At 58.2% G+C, this 15,840-nt stretch carries 12 protein-coding genes; 6 read left to right on the top strand and 6 right to left on the bottom strand.

Annotation, left to right across the window (positions count from 1 at the left end):
* Positions 1-8 precede the first annotated feature (8 nt).
* The 6 genes from IG617_RS11845 (at position 9) to IG617_RS11820 (ending at position 9,466) form a co-directional block, all read left to right on the top strand.
* A complete protein-coding gene (locus IG617_RS11845; protein WP_192109419.1) occupies positions 9-1,817 on the top strand; it encodes an IucA/IucC family protein in 1,809 nt (602 codons plus the stop codon).
* Entirely contained in the window at positions 1,814-2,869 is a 1,056-nt protein-coding gene (locus tag IG617_RS11840; RefSeq protein ID WP_192109418.1) for a GNAT family N-acetyltransferase, read from the top strand. Before IG617_RS11845 ends, IG617_RS11840 begins: the two co-directional genes overlap by 4 nt.
* The gene (locus tag IG617_RS11835) at positions 2,866-4,650 is read left to right on the top strand and encodes an IucA/IucC family protein (RefSeq protein ID WP_192109417.1); all 1,785 of its coding nucleotides are present in this window, start codon (positions 2,866-2,868) and stop codon (positions 4,648-4,650) included. The genes IG617_RS11840 and IG617_RS11835 overlap by 4 nt, the downstream gene beginning before the upstream one ends.
* A 188-nt stretch (positions 4,651-4,838) precedes the next feature.
* Positions 4,839-7,010, top strand: coding sequence for a TonB-dependent receptor (locus IG617_RS11830; RefSeq protein WP_192109416.1), 2,172 nt, complete (start codon positions 4,839-4,841; stop codon positions 7,008-7,010).
* 87 nt (positions 7,011-7,097) lie between these two features.
* Positions 7,098-8,390, top strand: coding sequence for an MFS transporter (locus IG617_RS11825; RefSeq protein ID WP_192109415.1), 1,293 nt, complete (start codon positions 7,098-7,100; stop codon positions 8,388-8,390).
* The gene (locus IG617_RS11820) at positions 8,387-9,466 is read left to right on the top strand and encodes a siderophore-interacting protein (protein WP_192109414.1); all 1,080 of its coding nucleotides are present in this window, start codon (positions 8,387-8,389) and stop codon (positions 9,464-9,466) included. The genes IG617_RS11825 and IG617_RS11820 overlap by 4 nt, the downstream gene beginning before the upstream one ends.
* Before the next feature lie 10 nt (positions 9,467-9,476).
* Here IG617_RS11820 and IG617_RS11815 read toward each other — a convergent pair whose 3' ends face one another.
* From IG617_RS11815 to IG617_RS11790, 6 genes are all read right to left on the bottom strand, one after another.
* Complete coding sequence (locus IG617_RS11815) at positions 9,477-9,758, bottom strand: DUF2160 domain-containing protein (protein ID WP_192109413.1); 282 nt, start codon at positions 9,756-9,758, stop codon at positions 9,477-9,479.
* A 13-nt stretch (positions 9,759-9,771) separates the two neighbouring features.
* Entirely contained in the window at positions 9,772-10,572 is an 801-nt protein-coding gene (locus IG617_RS11810) for a carbohydrate ABC transporter permease (RefSeq protein WP_153772029.1), read from the bottom strand.
* On the bottom strand, positions 10,572-11,435 hold the full coding sequence (locus IG617_RS11805) for a carbohydrate ABC transporter permease (RefSeq protein WP_192109412.1): 864 nt from the start codon (positions 11,433-11,435) through the stop codon (positions 10,572-10,574). The genes IG617_RS11810 and IG617_RS11805 overlap by 1 nt, the downstream gene beginning before the upstream one ends.
* A 10-nt stretch (positions 11,436-11,445) precedes the next feature.
* Entirely contained in the window at positions 11,446-12,510 is a 1,065-nt protein-coding gene (locus IG617_RS11800) for an ABC transporter ATP-binding protein (protein WP_192109411.1), read from the bottom strand.
* A 33-nt stretch (positions 12,511-12,543) separates the two neighbouring features.
* Positions 12,544-13,611, bottom strand: a complete 1,068-nt coding sequence (locus IG617_RS11795; RefSeq protein WP_192109410.1) for an ABC transporter ATP-binding protein — start codon at positions 13,609-13,611, stop codon at positions 12,544-12,546.
* Positions 13,612-13,706: 95 nt separating this feature from the next.
* Complete coding sequence (locus IG617_RS11790) at positions 13,707-15,443, bottom strand: ABC transporter substrate-binding protein (protein WP_192109409.1); 1,737 nt, start codon at positions 15,441-15,443, stop codon at positions 13,707-13,709.
* Positions 15,444-15,840 lie beyond the last annotated feature (397 nt).

The following is a 15,840-nucleotide window of genomic DNA, read 5'->3' as shown; positions in this document are numbered from 1 at the left end:
AGATCATCATGAACGAGATGTCCGCCGATGGCTTTGCCGACGCCGTACAAACCGCGGCACGCAAGGCCGACCATGCAACAACCACGGCCTTCTTGAACGCGCTCTTGCGCGAATGGGATGGCTGGTCTCTAATCTCGCAAGAGAAAGCCGAACAGCTTGGCATGTCAGGCACCTATGCCCATCTGCCGCTCGCCAGAAGCGATGAAGCGCTGCTCATTGAGGTGCCGCACGCAGGTCGCTTCAGACAGAGGATCTCGCTACCGTTCCTGCGCTGGGACAAAAAAACACAGCCCCGCGAAATCGCCCTCGCCGAAGCACTGACACTTCTAGTCCTCGATCCCCAGGCAAGCCCCGGTGATCCCGCATTTCAACTCAAGCTCTTGCAGCGGATCCTGGACAGCCGGCTGGGCACTGAGCGTGCCTATGCGTCCTGCAGAAACAACAAACCCGCTGATCTTTGGTCGTTCCAGGACGCCGAACAAGCGCTTATGTCCGGACATCCGACACATCCCAATCCGCGCAGCAAGGACGAGGTCGACGACACCAGCTCAGCTCTGTACAGCCCCGAGCTTGGAGGCAAGTTCCCGCTTTTTTGGGTTCTCGCGGACCGCTCGATCCTCGTCTTGAAAGACGCAGGCAAGCACTCTGCCGAAGACTATTGCCGTGATCTTGCCTGGGCGGACGAAACACTGCCGAAAAGCCTAAAGGTCGAAATCCCGGAAGGCTTTGTTCCGGTGCCGTGGCACCCCTGGCAAGCGCCGAGACTGTTGACCGACCAGCAAGTGATCAACTGGATCGCCGAAGGGAAATTGATCCTGATCGGCAGCGCAGGGCAGCCGTTCGCAGCAACAGCCTCCATGCGCGGCGTTCATGCCTATCACGCCCCCTCCATGCTGAAATTCTCGCTCAGCATGCGCCTCACCAACTCCAAGCGGGTGCTGTCGCGTAAAGAAGTCGAACGCGGAATTCAGATGTGCCGCCTTCTCGACAGTCCGGTCGGCGCTGACATCGCTCGACAGGAGCCCGGTCTTCACATCCTGCGTGAGCCGGCCTACGCCGCGCTCAAGGCGCAAGATGGTGGTGCGCTTGAAGAAAGCTTCGTGGTCTTTCGGGAAAATCCCTTCCGCGACCCGGCATCAGACGGCCCCGTCATGCTGGCAAGCCTTTGTGAGGAACGGCTCGATGAGCGCTCCCCACTTGGCGCGCTGATTGAAAGACGCGCCGAAGAGACCAGCCAGGCTCTTGCGGCCAGTGCAGGCGAATGGCTGGCCGCATTCGTCGACGTGGCAATCGCTCCCCTTGCAAGGGTCCGCTCCCGGCATGGCCTCCTCTTCGGCTCTCATCAGCAGAACATGATGATCTCGTTGAAGGATGGCTTGCCGTCCGCGGTCTGGGTGCGCGACTGCCAGGGGACAGGACATCTGACCACACATCACGACGCCCTCGAACGTCATGTTCCCGACATTGGCCGATACAGCGAGAACGTCGCGCCTCCCGCTCTCGGCGACGGACTGCTTTGCTACTACGTGATCGTCAACAACCTGATGAACGTTGTCTCGATGCTGGCGATTGATGGCCTGCTGGCAGAAAGCGCGGCCTACGCGATATTGCGCGAAAAACTGGTCGCCTTACGCACCGCCTGCGATGCGGACACGACCTTTTACGACATGCTTCTCGAAGCGCCGACCCTTTGCAGCAAGGGCAACTATCGCACCAGCCTCAGCGGCGTGAACGAAGCCTCCGGCGACGCCAGTGGGCAACTCGCCAGTTTCCTCGAAATTCCAAATCCCTTGTCCGATCCGGAGGCAACCACATGAACATTCACGCATCCGTCCAAAAGGACGCCGACAATACGTTTCTTCCGAGTCTCGTACGCCCGAACCTTGCTGGCGCGTTGCCAATCCTGACGCGCCTGGTCTCGGACACCCAAGCAGAACTGTTTCTCGATGGCGAAGCCGTTGCATCGGCAGAACTGCAAGGCGACGCAGAGCTGGACCTTTCCTTCACCTGGAAACAGGACCTCGACCAGGAGGTGACCATCGCCGCCGTGCTGGTCGCTCTGGAGTGCTTTTTCGCTGCAAATGAGGCGCTCGACAGGCTGGTGCTGAATCTCGATGAAACGAGCTTCCCGCTGCGCAGTCTGCCATTTGTTTATCGCGACGGTTCCGATCTGTTCGTCTCGCGATCCGGGTTCTACCAGGTGCCGCAGATGTGGCTCGGACATCCCCAAGTCAACCGGACCCGCGCCGGACTTGTCGATGGCCCTGACGGGCGCGACCATCCCCTTCGTGCGCCCCATCCCGAAGGCCTCGTCTACCAGCGCTTTGATCCGGTGGCTGGGTTGACCGTATCTTTCCGTACCGTCGACATCGACAAGGACCTCGATCTGTTCCATCGCTGGATGAACGACGGGCGGGTCGCCTTTTTCTGGGAACTCGCGCTTCCCAAGGAAGAGCTGCGCGCCTACCTGAAACAACTCATCGCAAAGCCCCACACCTACCCGTTGATTGGCGCCTTCAACGGTCAGGATGCCGGCTATTTCGAAACCTATTGGGTGCGCGAAGACCGGCTCGGCCCCTTCTATGACAGCGGTCCATGGGACCGGGGCTGGCATGGACTCATTGGCGAGCGCCGGCACCTTGGAAGGGTCAAGACAGGTGCCTGGTTGCGCGGCCTTGCCCACTATCTTTTCCTCGACTGCCCGATGACCGAAAACATCATGGGAGAGCCACGCGTCGATAACGCCAAACTTCTCACCTACGCTGATGCGCTTGCATATGAAAAGGTCAAGGAATTCGATTTCCCGCACAAGCGTTCAGCCCTTATGCGCTGCCGCCGCGATCGCTTTTTCAATGAGGTTCGCCTGTGAACGTCGTTGTCGCACCTCAGGCGATCGAAACGGTTTCGAGCTGGGAAACCGTTTGCCGTGAAAGCCTTGCCAAGCTTCTGAACGAGCTGAGCTATGAAGAGGTGATCGCCCCCGAAGCCCAAGGCGGTGACCGCTTTGTTCTGAAGCTGCAATCAGATGCCGTCTACAGCTTCGCGGCGAAGCTCGGAGCCTGGGACAATCTTCTGGTCCAGCCGGGGAGCATTCAGCGACAGCCTGAAGCAGAAACCTTCCCGTCTCCGCTTCAATTCGTCGTTGACGCCCGCGCGGAAATGGCCATGAAACCAGACACCGAGGCGACATTCCTGCGCGAACTTTCGAACACGCTCAGGCAGGACCTTGTTCTTCTGGAGAAAAACCAACGAGTGCGAGGCGAAGACCTGGTCAACGCTCCCTCGCACGAGAGGCACGCTCTTTTGGAGGGGCACCCCAAGGCCGTCGCGAACAAAGGCCGTCTCGGTTGGGGAATGGATGACCTCCGCCGCTTTTCTCCCGAGCACCAGCAGGACTTTGAAATCGTCTGGCTTGCCGCCGACCGCACTCAATGTCGAATTGGAGACAGCTCCGGCGTCGATGAGCGTGCATTCTTGAGGCAATGCCTGGGCCAAGAAGAAGAGCAGAGACTGTTCGGAGCCCTTGAAGCCCAAGGGCTTTCGCTCGCCACACATACGTTGATCCCGGCGCATCCATGGCAATGGGATCATGTGCTGCGACAGGCCTATGTGGGCGAGCTGATGGAAAGACGGCTCGTCTTCCTCGGAGCCTTCGGAGGCCGCTATGTCGCGGGTCCAAGCCTCAGAACGCTGACAAGCATCGACCGCCCCGGATCACCTGACATCAAACTTGCCCTCATGATCCTGAACACCTCCGCATGGCGTGGCATTCCTGGACAGTATATCGCGCTCGGCAGCGCCATCTCGGACTGGCTCGAAGGTCTGGTCGCCGGCGATAAGCTCCTCGCCGCCAACGTCACGATCCTTAGGGAACAACGCGGCATCTGGTACCGCCACCCGATCTATGACCAAGTGCCAAACGCGCCCTATCAGCATCTGGAGACGCTCGGCGCGATTTGGCGCGAGAATGCCAAAAGCCGGATCTCAACGAAACAGGATGCCTGCCTCTACGCCGCGCTGCTCCACGTCGCGGGAGATGGAGTTCCACTCGCCGTCCATCATGCCAACCGCGCCGGGATGCCTATCTCGGAGTGGCTCACCGAGCTCTTCCAAACCACTGTCGTTCCGCTCTATCACTTTCTGGCAAAATATGGCGTCGGCTTCATTGCCCACGGTCAGAACATCACCGTCGTTCTTGAAGATCATCGGCCCCTCGGCCTCGCGATCAAGGATCTTCAGGGCGATGTGGATATCGTCAATCAGACCTTTGCCGAGCATTCTGGCTTACCTGACGAGATCCGCTCAATCCTGCCGAACAAGCCTCCCGAGTACATCGTACATGATATCCAGACAGCGCATTTCGTCACCGTCTTGCGTTTCTTCTCAGCGCGGCTGGACGCGGCGGGCGCAATCACCGAGGGCGATTTCTACGGCCTTCTGTCCAGGACGCTGAAGACATACATGTCCGAGCATCCCGAGCTGGCGGAACGCTTCAAAACCTTCGAACTGTTTCATCCAACCCTGCCGCGCGTTTGTATCAACAAGGTTCGGTTTGAAATTGGCTATGGCGACGCGGCCGAACGACCTCTTCCCGCGCTTGGGACGGATTTGCGGAACCCGCTGGTTCGCTTTGCAGAGGACAATCTCTGAGACAGTTCTATCTGGGGTTTTCCAATGTGTCCGATCTGCAACAACACAACCAAACCGTACAATTTACAGTGTATAAACTTGAATAAATTATTCATGTATGATTGATGTAGATTTAACGGGAAGCCAGACTGCAGCCGCTATCGAGCCACCCAATTCCTTGAAAATAAAACCTTATTGGGTGGGCATCCATGAAAATCAGATCCTGCATTCTGTGGGCGAGCACGGCATTGTGCACGCTGCCAGCACACGCTCAGGACAACTCCGGCGAGAGCGTCTTTCTTGATCAGATTGTTGTGACGGCAAACCGTAGCGAAGGGTCCCTCGGGACTGTCGCACAGTCGGTCGAGATCATTTCTGAAGAGCAGATCGAGGAAACGAAGATCCTCGCTACAGACACCTCCGATCTTGTGTCTCGGCTGGTGCCCGGCTACGCGCCGAGCAATCAGACCATCTCGGGCGCGTCCGAGAGCTTCCGCGGCCGCAGCGTTCTGATCATGGTCGACGGCGTTCCACGCAACACACCACTGCGGAACAACTCGCGCATTCTGTCCCTGATCAACATGGAAAACATTGCCCGCATCGAGGTCGTCAATGGCGCCTCCAGTCTCTACGGTGCAGGCGCGACCGGCGGCACAATCAACATCATTACCAAGCGCGGCGTCGAAGACGGCATCAATGTCACCGCAACAGTTGGCGCAACCGCCTTTACCGCGAACCTGCCGGAATCGATTGCGCCTAACGCAAATGTCTCGGTCGAGGGTCGTAACGGCAAATTCGACTACTTCTTCTCTCTCTCAGGTGACTTCAGCAGACGCACCTATGATGGAGCCGGCAACGAGCTCGCATCGGATGGCATGCTTGGACAGGGCGGCGCGGACCGTATCAGCGAAGGCGAAGCATTTGGCGTCATCGGCTACGAGACAGACGCCAAGCGCTTCGAAATAAGTGCCGACCTCAGCTACGCCCGCCAGGATCCTGACTGGTACACGGACTACTCCACCGGCACATCTGTTCCCGACTACTCCAATCCATATGACGGCGAGCCGCTGGAAGAGAACTCCCAGTATTTCACTGCCCGCTACACGGATGCCGACTTTTCTCTGGGCAGTCTGGAAGTCAAGGCGTTCTACAATCACATCGAGAAGCAGTCACTCATGACCGAGCTCTCGAGCGTGAACACCTTTGTCTATACATCGGACAATCAGACAGTTCTTTACGGCGATCGCGCCGGCTTGAACGCCTCGGTCAACAGCGCTCTGGATTTCCTTACAGAAGGCTCAAACGTCACTTGGGGAGTCGATTATACCTTCGATCGGACCACGCAGGAAACCATCGGTGGCGCAGATGTCATCGCACCCATGACACAAAACCAGATCGCCGGCTTTGCTCAGGCTGAAATTCCGATCGTCGACCGTTTCCGCATGCAGGCGGGTGCCAGGTTCGACCAGTTCTTCCTGAGTGTCGACGATTTCACGCGCCCAGAATCGCAGACCAACCTGCTGTCGAGCCTCGGCTTGCCGGTCGCGACCATTGGCGCGGTCGATGTGACCGGCGGCGACTTCAGCTACAATCAGTGGACCTTCAACATCGGCGGCGTGTTTGACGTCACTGAGGAAATGCAGGCCTACGGCAACTTTTCTCAAGGCTACGCTTTGGCGGACGTCGGCGCGTTTACACGCCGTGCGGGTGCAAACACCACCGCTGAGCTTTGCTCGATCTCCGGCATTGCCGGTGTCTGTACCGGTAGCGGCACGACGAGCTTTTCAGACATCTCCCCCGAGCCTCAGCTTGTGAACACCTACGAGATCGGCCTGCGTGGTGATTGGGACATGTTCCGCGCGAACCTGAGCGCCTATTTCTCGACATCCGACAAGGGCACGACCTTTGACATCTCGTCCAACAGCGTCTCGCAGCAGAAAGAGCGACTCTGGGGCGTCGAGTTCAACGGAGAAGCACATGTCCTGGACTGGATGACCGTTGGCAGCGTACTGGCATATTCGGAAGGCCAATACGACACGGATGATGATGGCGAGTTCGACAGTTATCTGCCGAACAACCGCATTCCGACGACGTTCAAGGGCCTCTTGTACAGCACAATGAACTTTGAGCACGACATCACTGCCCGCGCAGAAGTCGAATTCTTCTCCGGCAGATCTCGCGACATAGACAACAAGATCGATGGTGCTGTCCTGCTGAACGCCGCCGTCGCGAAAACCTTCGAGAACAACGGAAAGCTCTCACTCGGCGTTCGCAACATTCTTGATACCGACTACATCAACCCGACGGCGACTGCCACGCGCGGCATCAGTGTCGCAGGTCTCGGCCGGACCATTGCCCTGTCTTACCAGGTCAAGTTCTAAGTCATCAACGTTGACCGCGGGCGCTTGGCGCCTGCGGTTTTTCCTTTCCGAGGGCCTACCCTCGACACTTTTGAAAATGAGCCAGCCATGCGTCTGTCGAGAGCCAAGCTCAAGGGAACAGATCCCGCCGGAAACGCCGAACGTTACCGCCTGTTTGCAACGCTTGGCGGCCTGTACCTGGCACAAGGTATTCCAACCTACCTCATTGCGGCGGCCCTTCCTCCGGTCCTGCGTGAGGCAGGTGTTTCCCGGAGCGCGATCGGCTTTTTCTCCCTCCTCATGTTACCCTTGGTGCTCAAGTTCCTCTGGGCTCCGTTCATCGACCGCTTCAGATTTCTCAAGATCGGACACCGGCGCGGCTGGATCGTTCCCATGCAGCTGGTCACGGCATCTGGCATCGCGGTCCTGGCGTTCATCGAACCAACGAATGTCACAGGGCTCTTCGTGGTTTGTCTGACGATGGCGCTGGCCATGTCGGTACAGGACATTGCGACAGACGGCTACGCGACCAACAGTCTTTCGGAAAAAGACAGAGGCATCGGCAACGCCTTTCAAGGCGGTGCAGTCGCCCTCGGCGTCGTGATCGGAGGCACCCTGTCCCTTATTCTGTTTGAGACCTATGGATGGACACCGACACTTCTCTTTGTCGCCGCCTTGTCTCTGTTGCCCCTGCTCGTTACGCCCCTGATGCGGGAACGAGCGGCGGAACCTCAGCCATCTGATGCCGAAGAGAAAGCAATTTCAAAACCATCGCTGCGTGCGTTTTTCATGCGTCCGGAAGCGGTCCAGATCTTTTTCATTGCGCTGGTCTTTCGGGCAAGCGAAGGCCTGGTCAAGGCGATGGAAGGCCCCTATCTCGTCGACGTCGGCCTGTCTCTTTCCTGGATCGGCTATCTGTCCGGAGGCTCTGCCGCCACAGCAGGCATCGTCGGGTCGGTCATCGCCGTTGGCCTGATCAAGTGGCAAGGAGCCAACAGGTCGCTGATCATTCTTGGCCTTTTGCGCACCATCTGTTTCACCGCCTTCGCCCTGCAAGCGCTGGGGATCTACGAGCCCCTTTGGACGGTGATGTCGGCAGCTGCGTTCCAGACCTTCATTCGCTACATGGAAATCGTCATTCTGTACTCGCTCTTCATGAGCGTCGCCTCCAGGTCGCAGCCGGGAACAGATTTCACCCTGCTGGCCTGCGCTCAGCTGATTGTCTATCTGATCGGCTCCATGACGTCCGGCATGATCGCGGACCACTTCGGATATGACGGTCTCTTCGTGCTGGCCGCCGTGCTGTCGGGCCTCGCGGTGCTGGCGACAATCAAGCTTCTGCCAGGCAGATCAGGGAAATCGCTTCGCCAGAATACGGCCCAGAACGAGGCTGCGTCATGAGCCTCGAAGCCCAAACGACTGTTGTCGTTGCTGATCCAGGATCTGTTCTCGGCGCGCTTTTGGAGCACCTCAAGAGCCACGATCTGAACCACGTTGATCAGGGCGATGGCAGTGTCCTGATCCCGATCGATGAGGACAGTCGGATCCTGGTTTCCCAGGCGCCTCAAACACTGACCTTCGCCGTTTCGGCGCCCAGCCCCAACAAGCTCTTCGTTTTCAAGGAGGGCGTGGTGCGGCATCTGGAGGAACTCACACCGGAAGCAGCCGCATCGATCCGCTGGAGCGACGATCGTCAAAGTGAAGGCGCAAGTGACGATATCAGGCCGCCGAACTTTCACCTGTTGCAGATGTCCGGGAAGAGCGAGATCTTCCCCGGCATGTTGCGCCTGACCTTTGCCTGCAAAACCGCAAACTCACTCCAAAAGGGCGGCATTCACGTCAAGCTTATGTTGCCATCGGATGCCACGCGTGCACCGCAATGGCCTCATGTCGCTTCCAATGGGGCCACGCTTTGGCCGAAGGGAGAAGACGAGCTTCACGTGCGCTACTACACACTGAAAGACGTTCGGGCATACCTGACTGAAGTCGATATCGACATCGTTCGCCATCAGGGTGGGATGATCGCCGATTGGGCCGAAAGAGCCATCGAGGGAGACACCATTGGCCTTATGGGCCCGGGTGGCGGCGAAAGGGTGCCGCAAGAGTGCCAATCCGTCTTGCTGGCCGCCGACGAGACCGCTCTGCCGGCCCTTGCACACCTTCTTGGGACCCTTCCCAAGACCTGCACGGGTCACGTGGTCACCGCCCTGCCGGAGGCGAGCCTCGACTATTTTCCTGAGACCACGTTGCCAATCACGTGCCTGGATTCGAAGGACTTCCCTGAAAAGGTCGAAGGCAGCTTGAAAGCCCTCGCCGGTGACTGCGCGCCGGACTTTTGCTGGTTTGCCGGCGAGCACGACAATGCCCAGTCACTGCGAAAAGTCTTCAAGCAGGAGTTTGGGCTCGGCAAAGGGCGGCAATACGCGATTTCCTATTGGAAGCGCGGCCGCTCGGGCGATGCCAAAGGCACCGCCTGAAGCTCGAGCCTCAGACCCAGCGGAACACCGCCAGGCCGTAAACGATGGCAATCGCAAGCGGCGCCCAAAGTGGCGTTCCGATCAATCCCAGCCACGCGAGGAAGATGAAGGCACTGCCCAGCAGGGAGATGAACAGACGGTCTCCGCGCGTGGTGTGAAGTCCGAGAACGCCGTCGCGAGGACCACCGCCTGGCGAGAAATACTCCCAAACGCCCATCGTCGCGATTGCCAGAGCGACGAAACAGAAGAACGCAGCAGTCGGCCAGGTCCAGGCCATCCATGAAAGACCCATGGCGATATCCTCCTCAGACCCTGCCGAGGGCAAAGCCCCGGGCGATGTAGTTGCGAACGAAGTAGATGACAAAGGCACCGGGGATGATGGTCAGTGTTCCCGCTGCCGCAAGAAGCCCCAACTCGTAACCTGACGTGCTAGCCGTTCGTGTCATGACAGCCGCGATAGGCTTGGCAGCCACCGATGTCAGCGTCTTGGCCAGCAACAGCTCAACCCAGGAGAACATGAAGCAGAAGAAGGCAGCAACGCCGATCCCGGCTGCAATTGTGGGAATGAAGATCTTCACAAAAAATCGCGGGAAGGAATAGCCGTCAACATAGGCTGTCTCATCGAGCTCCTTAGGCACCCCGGACATGAACCCTTCCAGGATCCAGACCGCCAGCGGGATGTTAAACAGCGTGTGGGCAAGCGCGACTGCCCAATAGGTATCGAACAGTCCAACGGCCGAATAGAGCTGGAAGAACGGCAGGGCAAAGACCGCCGGAGGGGCCATTCGGTTGGTCAACAGCCAGAAGAACAGATGCTTGTCGCCCAGGAAACGATAGCGCGAAAAGGCATAGGCCGCCGGAAGCGCCACAGACACCGACAGGACAGTGTTAAGCGAGACATAGGCCAGCGAGTTCACATAGCCCATATACCAGGTTGGGTCTGTGAAGATCGCGACATAGTTCTCGGTCGTGAACTCTCGCGGCCAGAGCGAGAACGAGCCGAGAATCTCGTTGGTCGTCTTGAACGACATGTTGATGAGCCAGTAGATCGGCAACATCAGGAAGAAAATATAGAGGGCCGGAACGAAGCGGCTTGGGTTTTTCATCAGTTGGCCTCGTTTCGCATCATGAGAGTGTAGAAGACCCAGCTCAAAAGCAGAATGATGAGGAAATAGATCAGCGACATCGCCGCAGCAGGACCCAGATCGAACTGGCCCAGCGCGATCTTCACAAGATCGACCGACAGAAGGGTCGTGGAGTTGCCCGGCCCGCCGCCCGTCAGAACGAAAGGCTCCGTGTAGATCATGAAGCTGTCCATGAACCGCAAGAGCACGGCGATGGTCAGCACCCGCTTCATTTTCGGCAGCTGGATATAGCGGAAGATCGCGAAGGACTTGGCGCCGTCAATCTTGGCCGCCTGGTAGTAAGCGTCGGGGATGGATACCAGACCCGCATAGGCTAGAAGCACCACCAGAGATGTCCAGTGCCACACGTCCATCAGGATCAGCGTGAACCACGCATCTCCCGGCTGACGAGTGAAATTATAGTCGAAGCCCAGTGCGTTCAAACCGTAACCCAGAAGGCCGATATCCGGGAGCGCAAAGATGTTCCACATTGCGCCGACCACATTGTAGGGGATCAGCAGGGGCAGAGCCATGAGCACCAGGCACACCGGCACCCATGGGCCTTTTCGCGGCAAGGTCAGCGCGATCAGAACACCCAGTGGAATCTCGATGGCCAGGATCGAGAAGGTGAAGATCATTTGCCGGCCAAGGGATGCGTGGAAGCGATCCGAATTCAGCACGTCCTGGAACCAGATCACTCCGGCCCAGAAGAACGTGTTGTCGCCAAAGGTTTCCTGGACCGAATAGTTCACGACCGTCATCAGCGGGATGACCGCGTTGAACGCGACCAGCAGGACCACCGGGAGGACGAAGAGCCAGGCTTTCTGGTTTTCTGTCTTGTTCATGGCTTTGTCCTCAACTCATCAGCCAACCGTCGCGGTAGACCTGCGTGTGGTCTTGCGCGAACTGCAGGAATGCATTTCCTTCCGGAATCTCACCGCCTTCAGGCACCAACAGCTTGATGCTCTGATCTCCCTTGCGGGTGTCGACGATCCGGAACCGGCCGGCATCGGAAACCTTGGCGACCTCGACGGGGACGCCGGTGGGGCCGAATTCCACGAACTCCGGCCGGACACCGAGCTCCAGGTCAGAGGCATCCGTACAGGATGCCGCATTCCAGCTGGAAATTTCCGTGTCCTGGTAGAAGGCCTTTCCGCCGCGAACTTCGCATGGCATCACGTTCATGCCCGGCGACCCGATGAAGTGGCCGACAAAGGTATGCTGCGGTCTTTCGAAGAGTTCCACCGGCGTTCCGATCTGAACCACCTGACCGTCCTTCATGACCACGACCTTGTCTGCGAAGGTCAGTGCCTCGGTCTGGTCATGGGTCACATAAATCATCGTTGTCCGGACCCGCTGGTGAAGCTCCTTGAGCTTGGACCGAAGTTGCCACTTCAGGTGCGGATCGATCACGGTCAACGGTTCGTCGAACATGATGACATTGACGTCCGTCCGCACGAGCCCCCGGCCCAGGGAAATCTTCTGCTTGCCATCGGCCGTCAGGCCAGAGGCACGATTGTCCAGTGTCGCGGTCAGGTCGATCATTTCGGCGATCTCGCGGACGCGTTTGTCGACCTCTGCTTCCGGAACGCCGCGATTGCGCAGAGGGAACGCCAGATTGTCGTAAACGGTCATCGTGTCGTAGACGACCGGGAACTGGAACACCTGCGCGATATGTCTCTGGTCCGGCGGCAGCTGGGTCACGTCCTTGTCGCCGAAGATCACCTGACCGTGGCTCGGCGTCAGAAGGCCGGAAATGATGTTCAGCAGCGTGGTCTTACCACAGCCTGATGGGCCGAGAAGCGCGTAGGCACCGCCATCTTCCCAGTCCACGTCGAGCTGCTGCAACGCATAGTCCGCATCCTCCTGCGGATCCGGCTTGTAACTGTGGCGCAAGCCCTTGAGCGTGATTTTTGCCATGAAGGCAGTCTCCCAATTCGTTTCGCTTGCGCGTCAGCCAGCAATCAATGCGCCGGAGGCATCGAAGTAAAAGGCCTGAGACACATCTGCATAGAGTGTCGCCTGCTCCCCGACTTCAAACGGATGTATGCCGTGGGACTGGGACACCCAGGTCCGTCCACCCAGATGAAAATGCACCACGCTTTCGGAACCGCTGAGTTCCGTCACCATAACGTTTCCATCAACCTCGACCGGCTGGCTTCCCGATTGAGCCGGCGTCACATGGTGCGGTCGAAGACCGAGGGTGTAAGTGCCATCTGGCAAGGCGGCAGCTTGTCCGGTCGCGGACCAGCTGGCGCCACTGACCAGCGTCAGCGTCTCACCATTTTTGGTCACCTGCGCATGATTGATCGGCGGCTCGGAAAACACCTCGGCACTGACAAGATCTTGCGGCTTGCGGTAGACGTCGCCCGTTGGGCCGAACTGGGTCACACGGCCCTTGTGCAGGGTTGCCGTCTTCCCACCAAACAACAGGGCCTCGACAGGTTCGGTTGTGGCATAAACGACCACACACTCACGGTTCGCGAACAATCGCGGCAGCTCGTCGCGCAATTCCTCGCGGAGCTTGAAATCCAGATTGGCGAGCGGCTCATCCAGGAGAACCAGATCTGCGTCCTTGACCAACGCGCGCGCCATCGCTGTGCGCTGCTGCTGGCCACCGGAAAGTTCTGACGGACGCCGGTCGAGCATGCCTGACAGCTTGAGCAACTCGGCCATCTCGCACACGCGGCGCTTGATCTCGTCCTCGGCCATGCGGGCCACCCGCAAGGGGGATGCGATGTTCTCGAACACGCTGAAATTCGGATAGTTGATGAACTGCTGGTAGACCATCGACACATTGCGCTTTTGAACAGCGGTCCGGGTCACGTCCTCGCCATTGAAGCGGATCGAGCCGGTCGTAAGCTTGTCCAGCCCGGCCATCAGCTGCATCAAGGTGGTCTTGCCCGACAAAGTCGTGCCGAGAAGAATGTTCATCCCGCCGGCTTCGAGCGTCAGGTTGGTCGGATAGATATGTTGCTCAACGCCGACGCGCTTCGAAACATCGATGAGTTCAAGAGACATGGGGTATTCGCACTTTTTCGTCCGCTAAGCGCGGGCCAAAGGTTCCCGGGGCAAGACTGCCCCGGGATGTCGTCTCGACAGTCAGAACGCTTAGCTTAGTTAGCGTTCCACTGTGCGATCAACTCGTCATAGGCGATGGTTTCGCCCTGTGGCTTCTCGTTGTCGAGCTTGGCTTTTGCGCCGCCCTTTCCGAGCCACTCTGACGGATCCTTCTCCTCATTGAGGCGAGGGCCGCAGCCGCCATAGGTGTTGTTGGCTTCATCCGCACGCTGCATGCGGGCCATCACCTGGTCCATCTCGCTTGCAAGACGGTCCATCGCTTCCTGAGGCGTGAACGCACCGGAGTTCACATCACCGATCTGCTGCCACCATAGCTGGGCCAGCTTCGGATAGTCCGGCACGTTGACACCCGTCGGCGACCAGCGAACACGATCCGGCGAGCGATAAAACTCAACCACGCCGCCGAGCTTTGGTGCACGTTCGGTGAAGCTCTCGTGGCGAACCGTGCTGTCGCGGGTGAAGGTCAAACCAACATGGCTCTTCTTCGTGTCAACAGTCTTGGAAGTCACGAACTGGGCATAGAGCCATGCAGCCTTGGCACGATCGGTCGGTGTGGACTTGAGGATCGTCCAGGATCCAACGTCCTGATAGCCAACCTTCTGACCTTCCTGCCAGTAAGGACCATGGGGCGACGGAGCCATGCGCCACAACGGCATACCGGCATCATCAACCGTGTTGTTGCCTTCGGACTTCGGCTTGACCATGTCGGCCAGGAACGCGGTGTACCAGAAGATCTGCTGCGCAACATTGCCCTGGCTCAGAGCAGGAAGCGACTGGTAGAAGTCGTAATCGGCAGCGCCTGGAGGCGCATAATTCCGAAGCCACTCGTCCCACTTGCGGATGGCGTAGACAGCAGCCGGGCCGTTGGTGCCACCGCCGCGCGACACGCTTGCGCCGGCAGGGTTGCAGGAATCCGCTTCCATACGGATGCCCCATTCATCGATCGGACGACCGTTTGGCTCACCCGGCGAACCGGCGCCAGCCATGGAAAGCCAGGCATCGGTCATGCGCCAGCCGAGATCCGGTGCACGCTTGCCGTAGTCCATATGGCCGTAGATCGTGACGCCGTCGATTTCCTTGACGTCCTTGGAAAAGAACTCGGCAATGTCTTCATAGGCAGACCAGTTGACTGGAACACCGAGATCGTAGCCGTATTTTTCCTTGAATGCCTTCTGGAAATCTTCGCGGTCGAACCAGTCCTTGCGGAACCAGTAGAGGTTCGCGAACTGCTGATCTGGCAGCTGGTAGAGATCACCATCCGGACCGGTTGTGAAGCTCACGCCCATGAAGTCTTCAAGGTCGAGCGTCGGAGACGTCACATCCTTGGCTTCACCCGCCATCCAGTCGGTCAGATTGACAGCGAGCTGAAGACGCGAATGGGTGCCAATGAGATCGGAATCGTTGACATAGGCGTCATAGAGGTTCCGGTTCGTCTGCATCTGCGTCTGAACAGCCTGCACCACTTCACCTTCGCCGAGGATCTGGTGGTTGACCTTGATGCCGGTGATTTCCTCGAAGGCTTTCGTCAGGGTCTTGGATTCATAAGTGTGTGTCGGGATGCCTTCCGACAACACATTGATTTCCATACCCTGGAACGGACCGGCTGCGTTGACGAACCACTCCATTTCGGCCATCTGCTCGTCCTGCGACAGAACGGACGGCTGGAATTCATTCTCCACCCAGGTTTTTGCTTCGTCCATGCCGGCAAAAGCCTGACCGGCATAGGAGAGCACTGCCGCGGCGGCCACCGCGGACAAGAATCTCTGTTTCATAATTTCCTCCCAAAACGACCCGCAAGTGCAGGTAAAACGAATATCAATCGAAAGAAAATGAAGGTCAATGGAAAATTGACGTGATCTATAGCAATTGCCGCGAAGATCCTCGCAAAGAGGCTGGCGAGAGATTAAATGCCCCAGCGGAATCAGATAGATCACTAAAAACGACAGAAACACTGCCCCAACGAAGGTAGAACAATGCGGCTTTCAGCCCCTTTGGACAGGCCGAAACACCCCACATCTGCAAGCAAAAGAGCAACCCGACCGCGAAGCGCAAGCTCTTGAGGAAAATGAAGCTTGAACGATAAAATCGAGCCTGACACTCAAGTTTCCTTTGCCCTCAAGTGACCAGCAAGGTTACTTGTGTAGGCAGCGAAGCCTGCCCGGTCGGACA

It is taken from the genome of Roseibium polysiphoniae (assembly GCF_014842925.1).
Classification (GTDB): Bacteria; Pseudomonadota; Alphaproteobacteria; order Rhizobiales; family Stappiaceae; genus Roseibium; species Roseibium polysiphoniae.
This window is presented reverse-complemented; position numbering and strand designations above follow the sequence as displayed.

Bases quoted from the DNA above. Each gene is read 5' to 3' on its own strand.
- IG617_RS11840 (WP_192109418.1), top strand. From the start codon at position 1,814: ATGAACATTCACGCATCCGTCCAAAAGGACGCCGACAATACGTTTCTT.
- IG617_RS11800 (WP_192109411.1), bottom strand. From the start codon at position 12,510: ATGGCAAAAATCACGCTCAAGGGCTTGCGCCACAGTTACAAGCCGGAT.
- IG617_RS11805 (WP_192109412.1), bottom strand. From the start codon at position 11,435: ATGAACAAGACAGAAAACCAGAAAGCCTGGCTCTTCGTCCTCCCGGTG.
- IG617_RS11790 (WP_192109409.1), bottom strand. From the start codon at position 15,443: ATGAAACAGAGATTCTTGTCCGCGGTGGCCGCCGCGGCAGTGCTCTCC.
- IG617_RS11820 (WP_192109414.1), top strand. From the start codon at position 8,387: ATGAGCCTCGAAGCCCAAACGACTGTTGTCGTTGCTGATCCAGGATCT.
- IG617_RS11830 (WP_192109416.1), top strand. From the start codon at position 4,839: ATGAAAATCAGATCCTGCATTCTGTGGGCGAGCACGGCATTGTGCACG.
- IG617_RS11845 (WP_192109419.1), top strand. From the start codon at position 9: ATGAACGAGATGTCCGCCGATGGCTTTGCCGACGCCGTACAAACCGCG.
- IG617_RS11815 (WP_192109413.1), bottom strand. From the start codon at position 9,758: ATGGGTCTTTCATGGATGGCCTGGACCTGGCCGACTGCTGCGTTCTTC.
- IG617_RS11810 (WP_153772029.1), bottom strand. From the start codon at position 10,572: ATGAAAAACCCAAGCCGCTTCGTTCCGGCCCTCTATATTTTCTTCCTG.
- IG617_RS11795 (WP_192109410.1), bottom strand. From the start codon at position 13,611: ATGTCTCTTGAACTCATCGATGTTTCGAAGCGCGTCGGCGTTGAGCAA.
- IG617_RS11825 (WP_192109415.1), top strand. From the start codon at position 7,098: ATGCGTCTGTCGAGAGCCAAGCTCAAGGGAACAGATCCCGCCGGAAAC.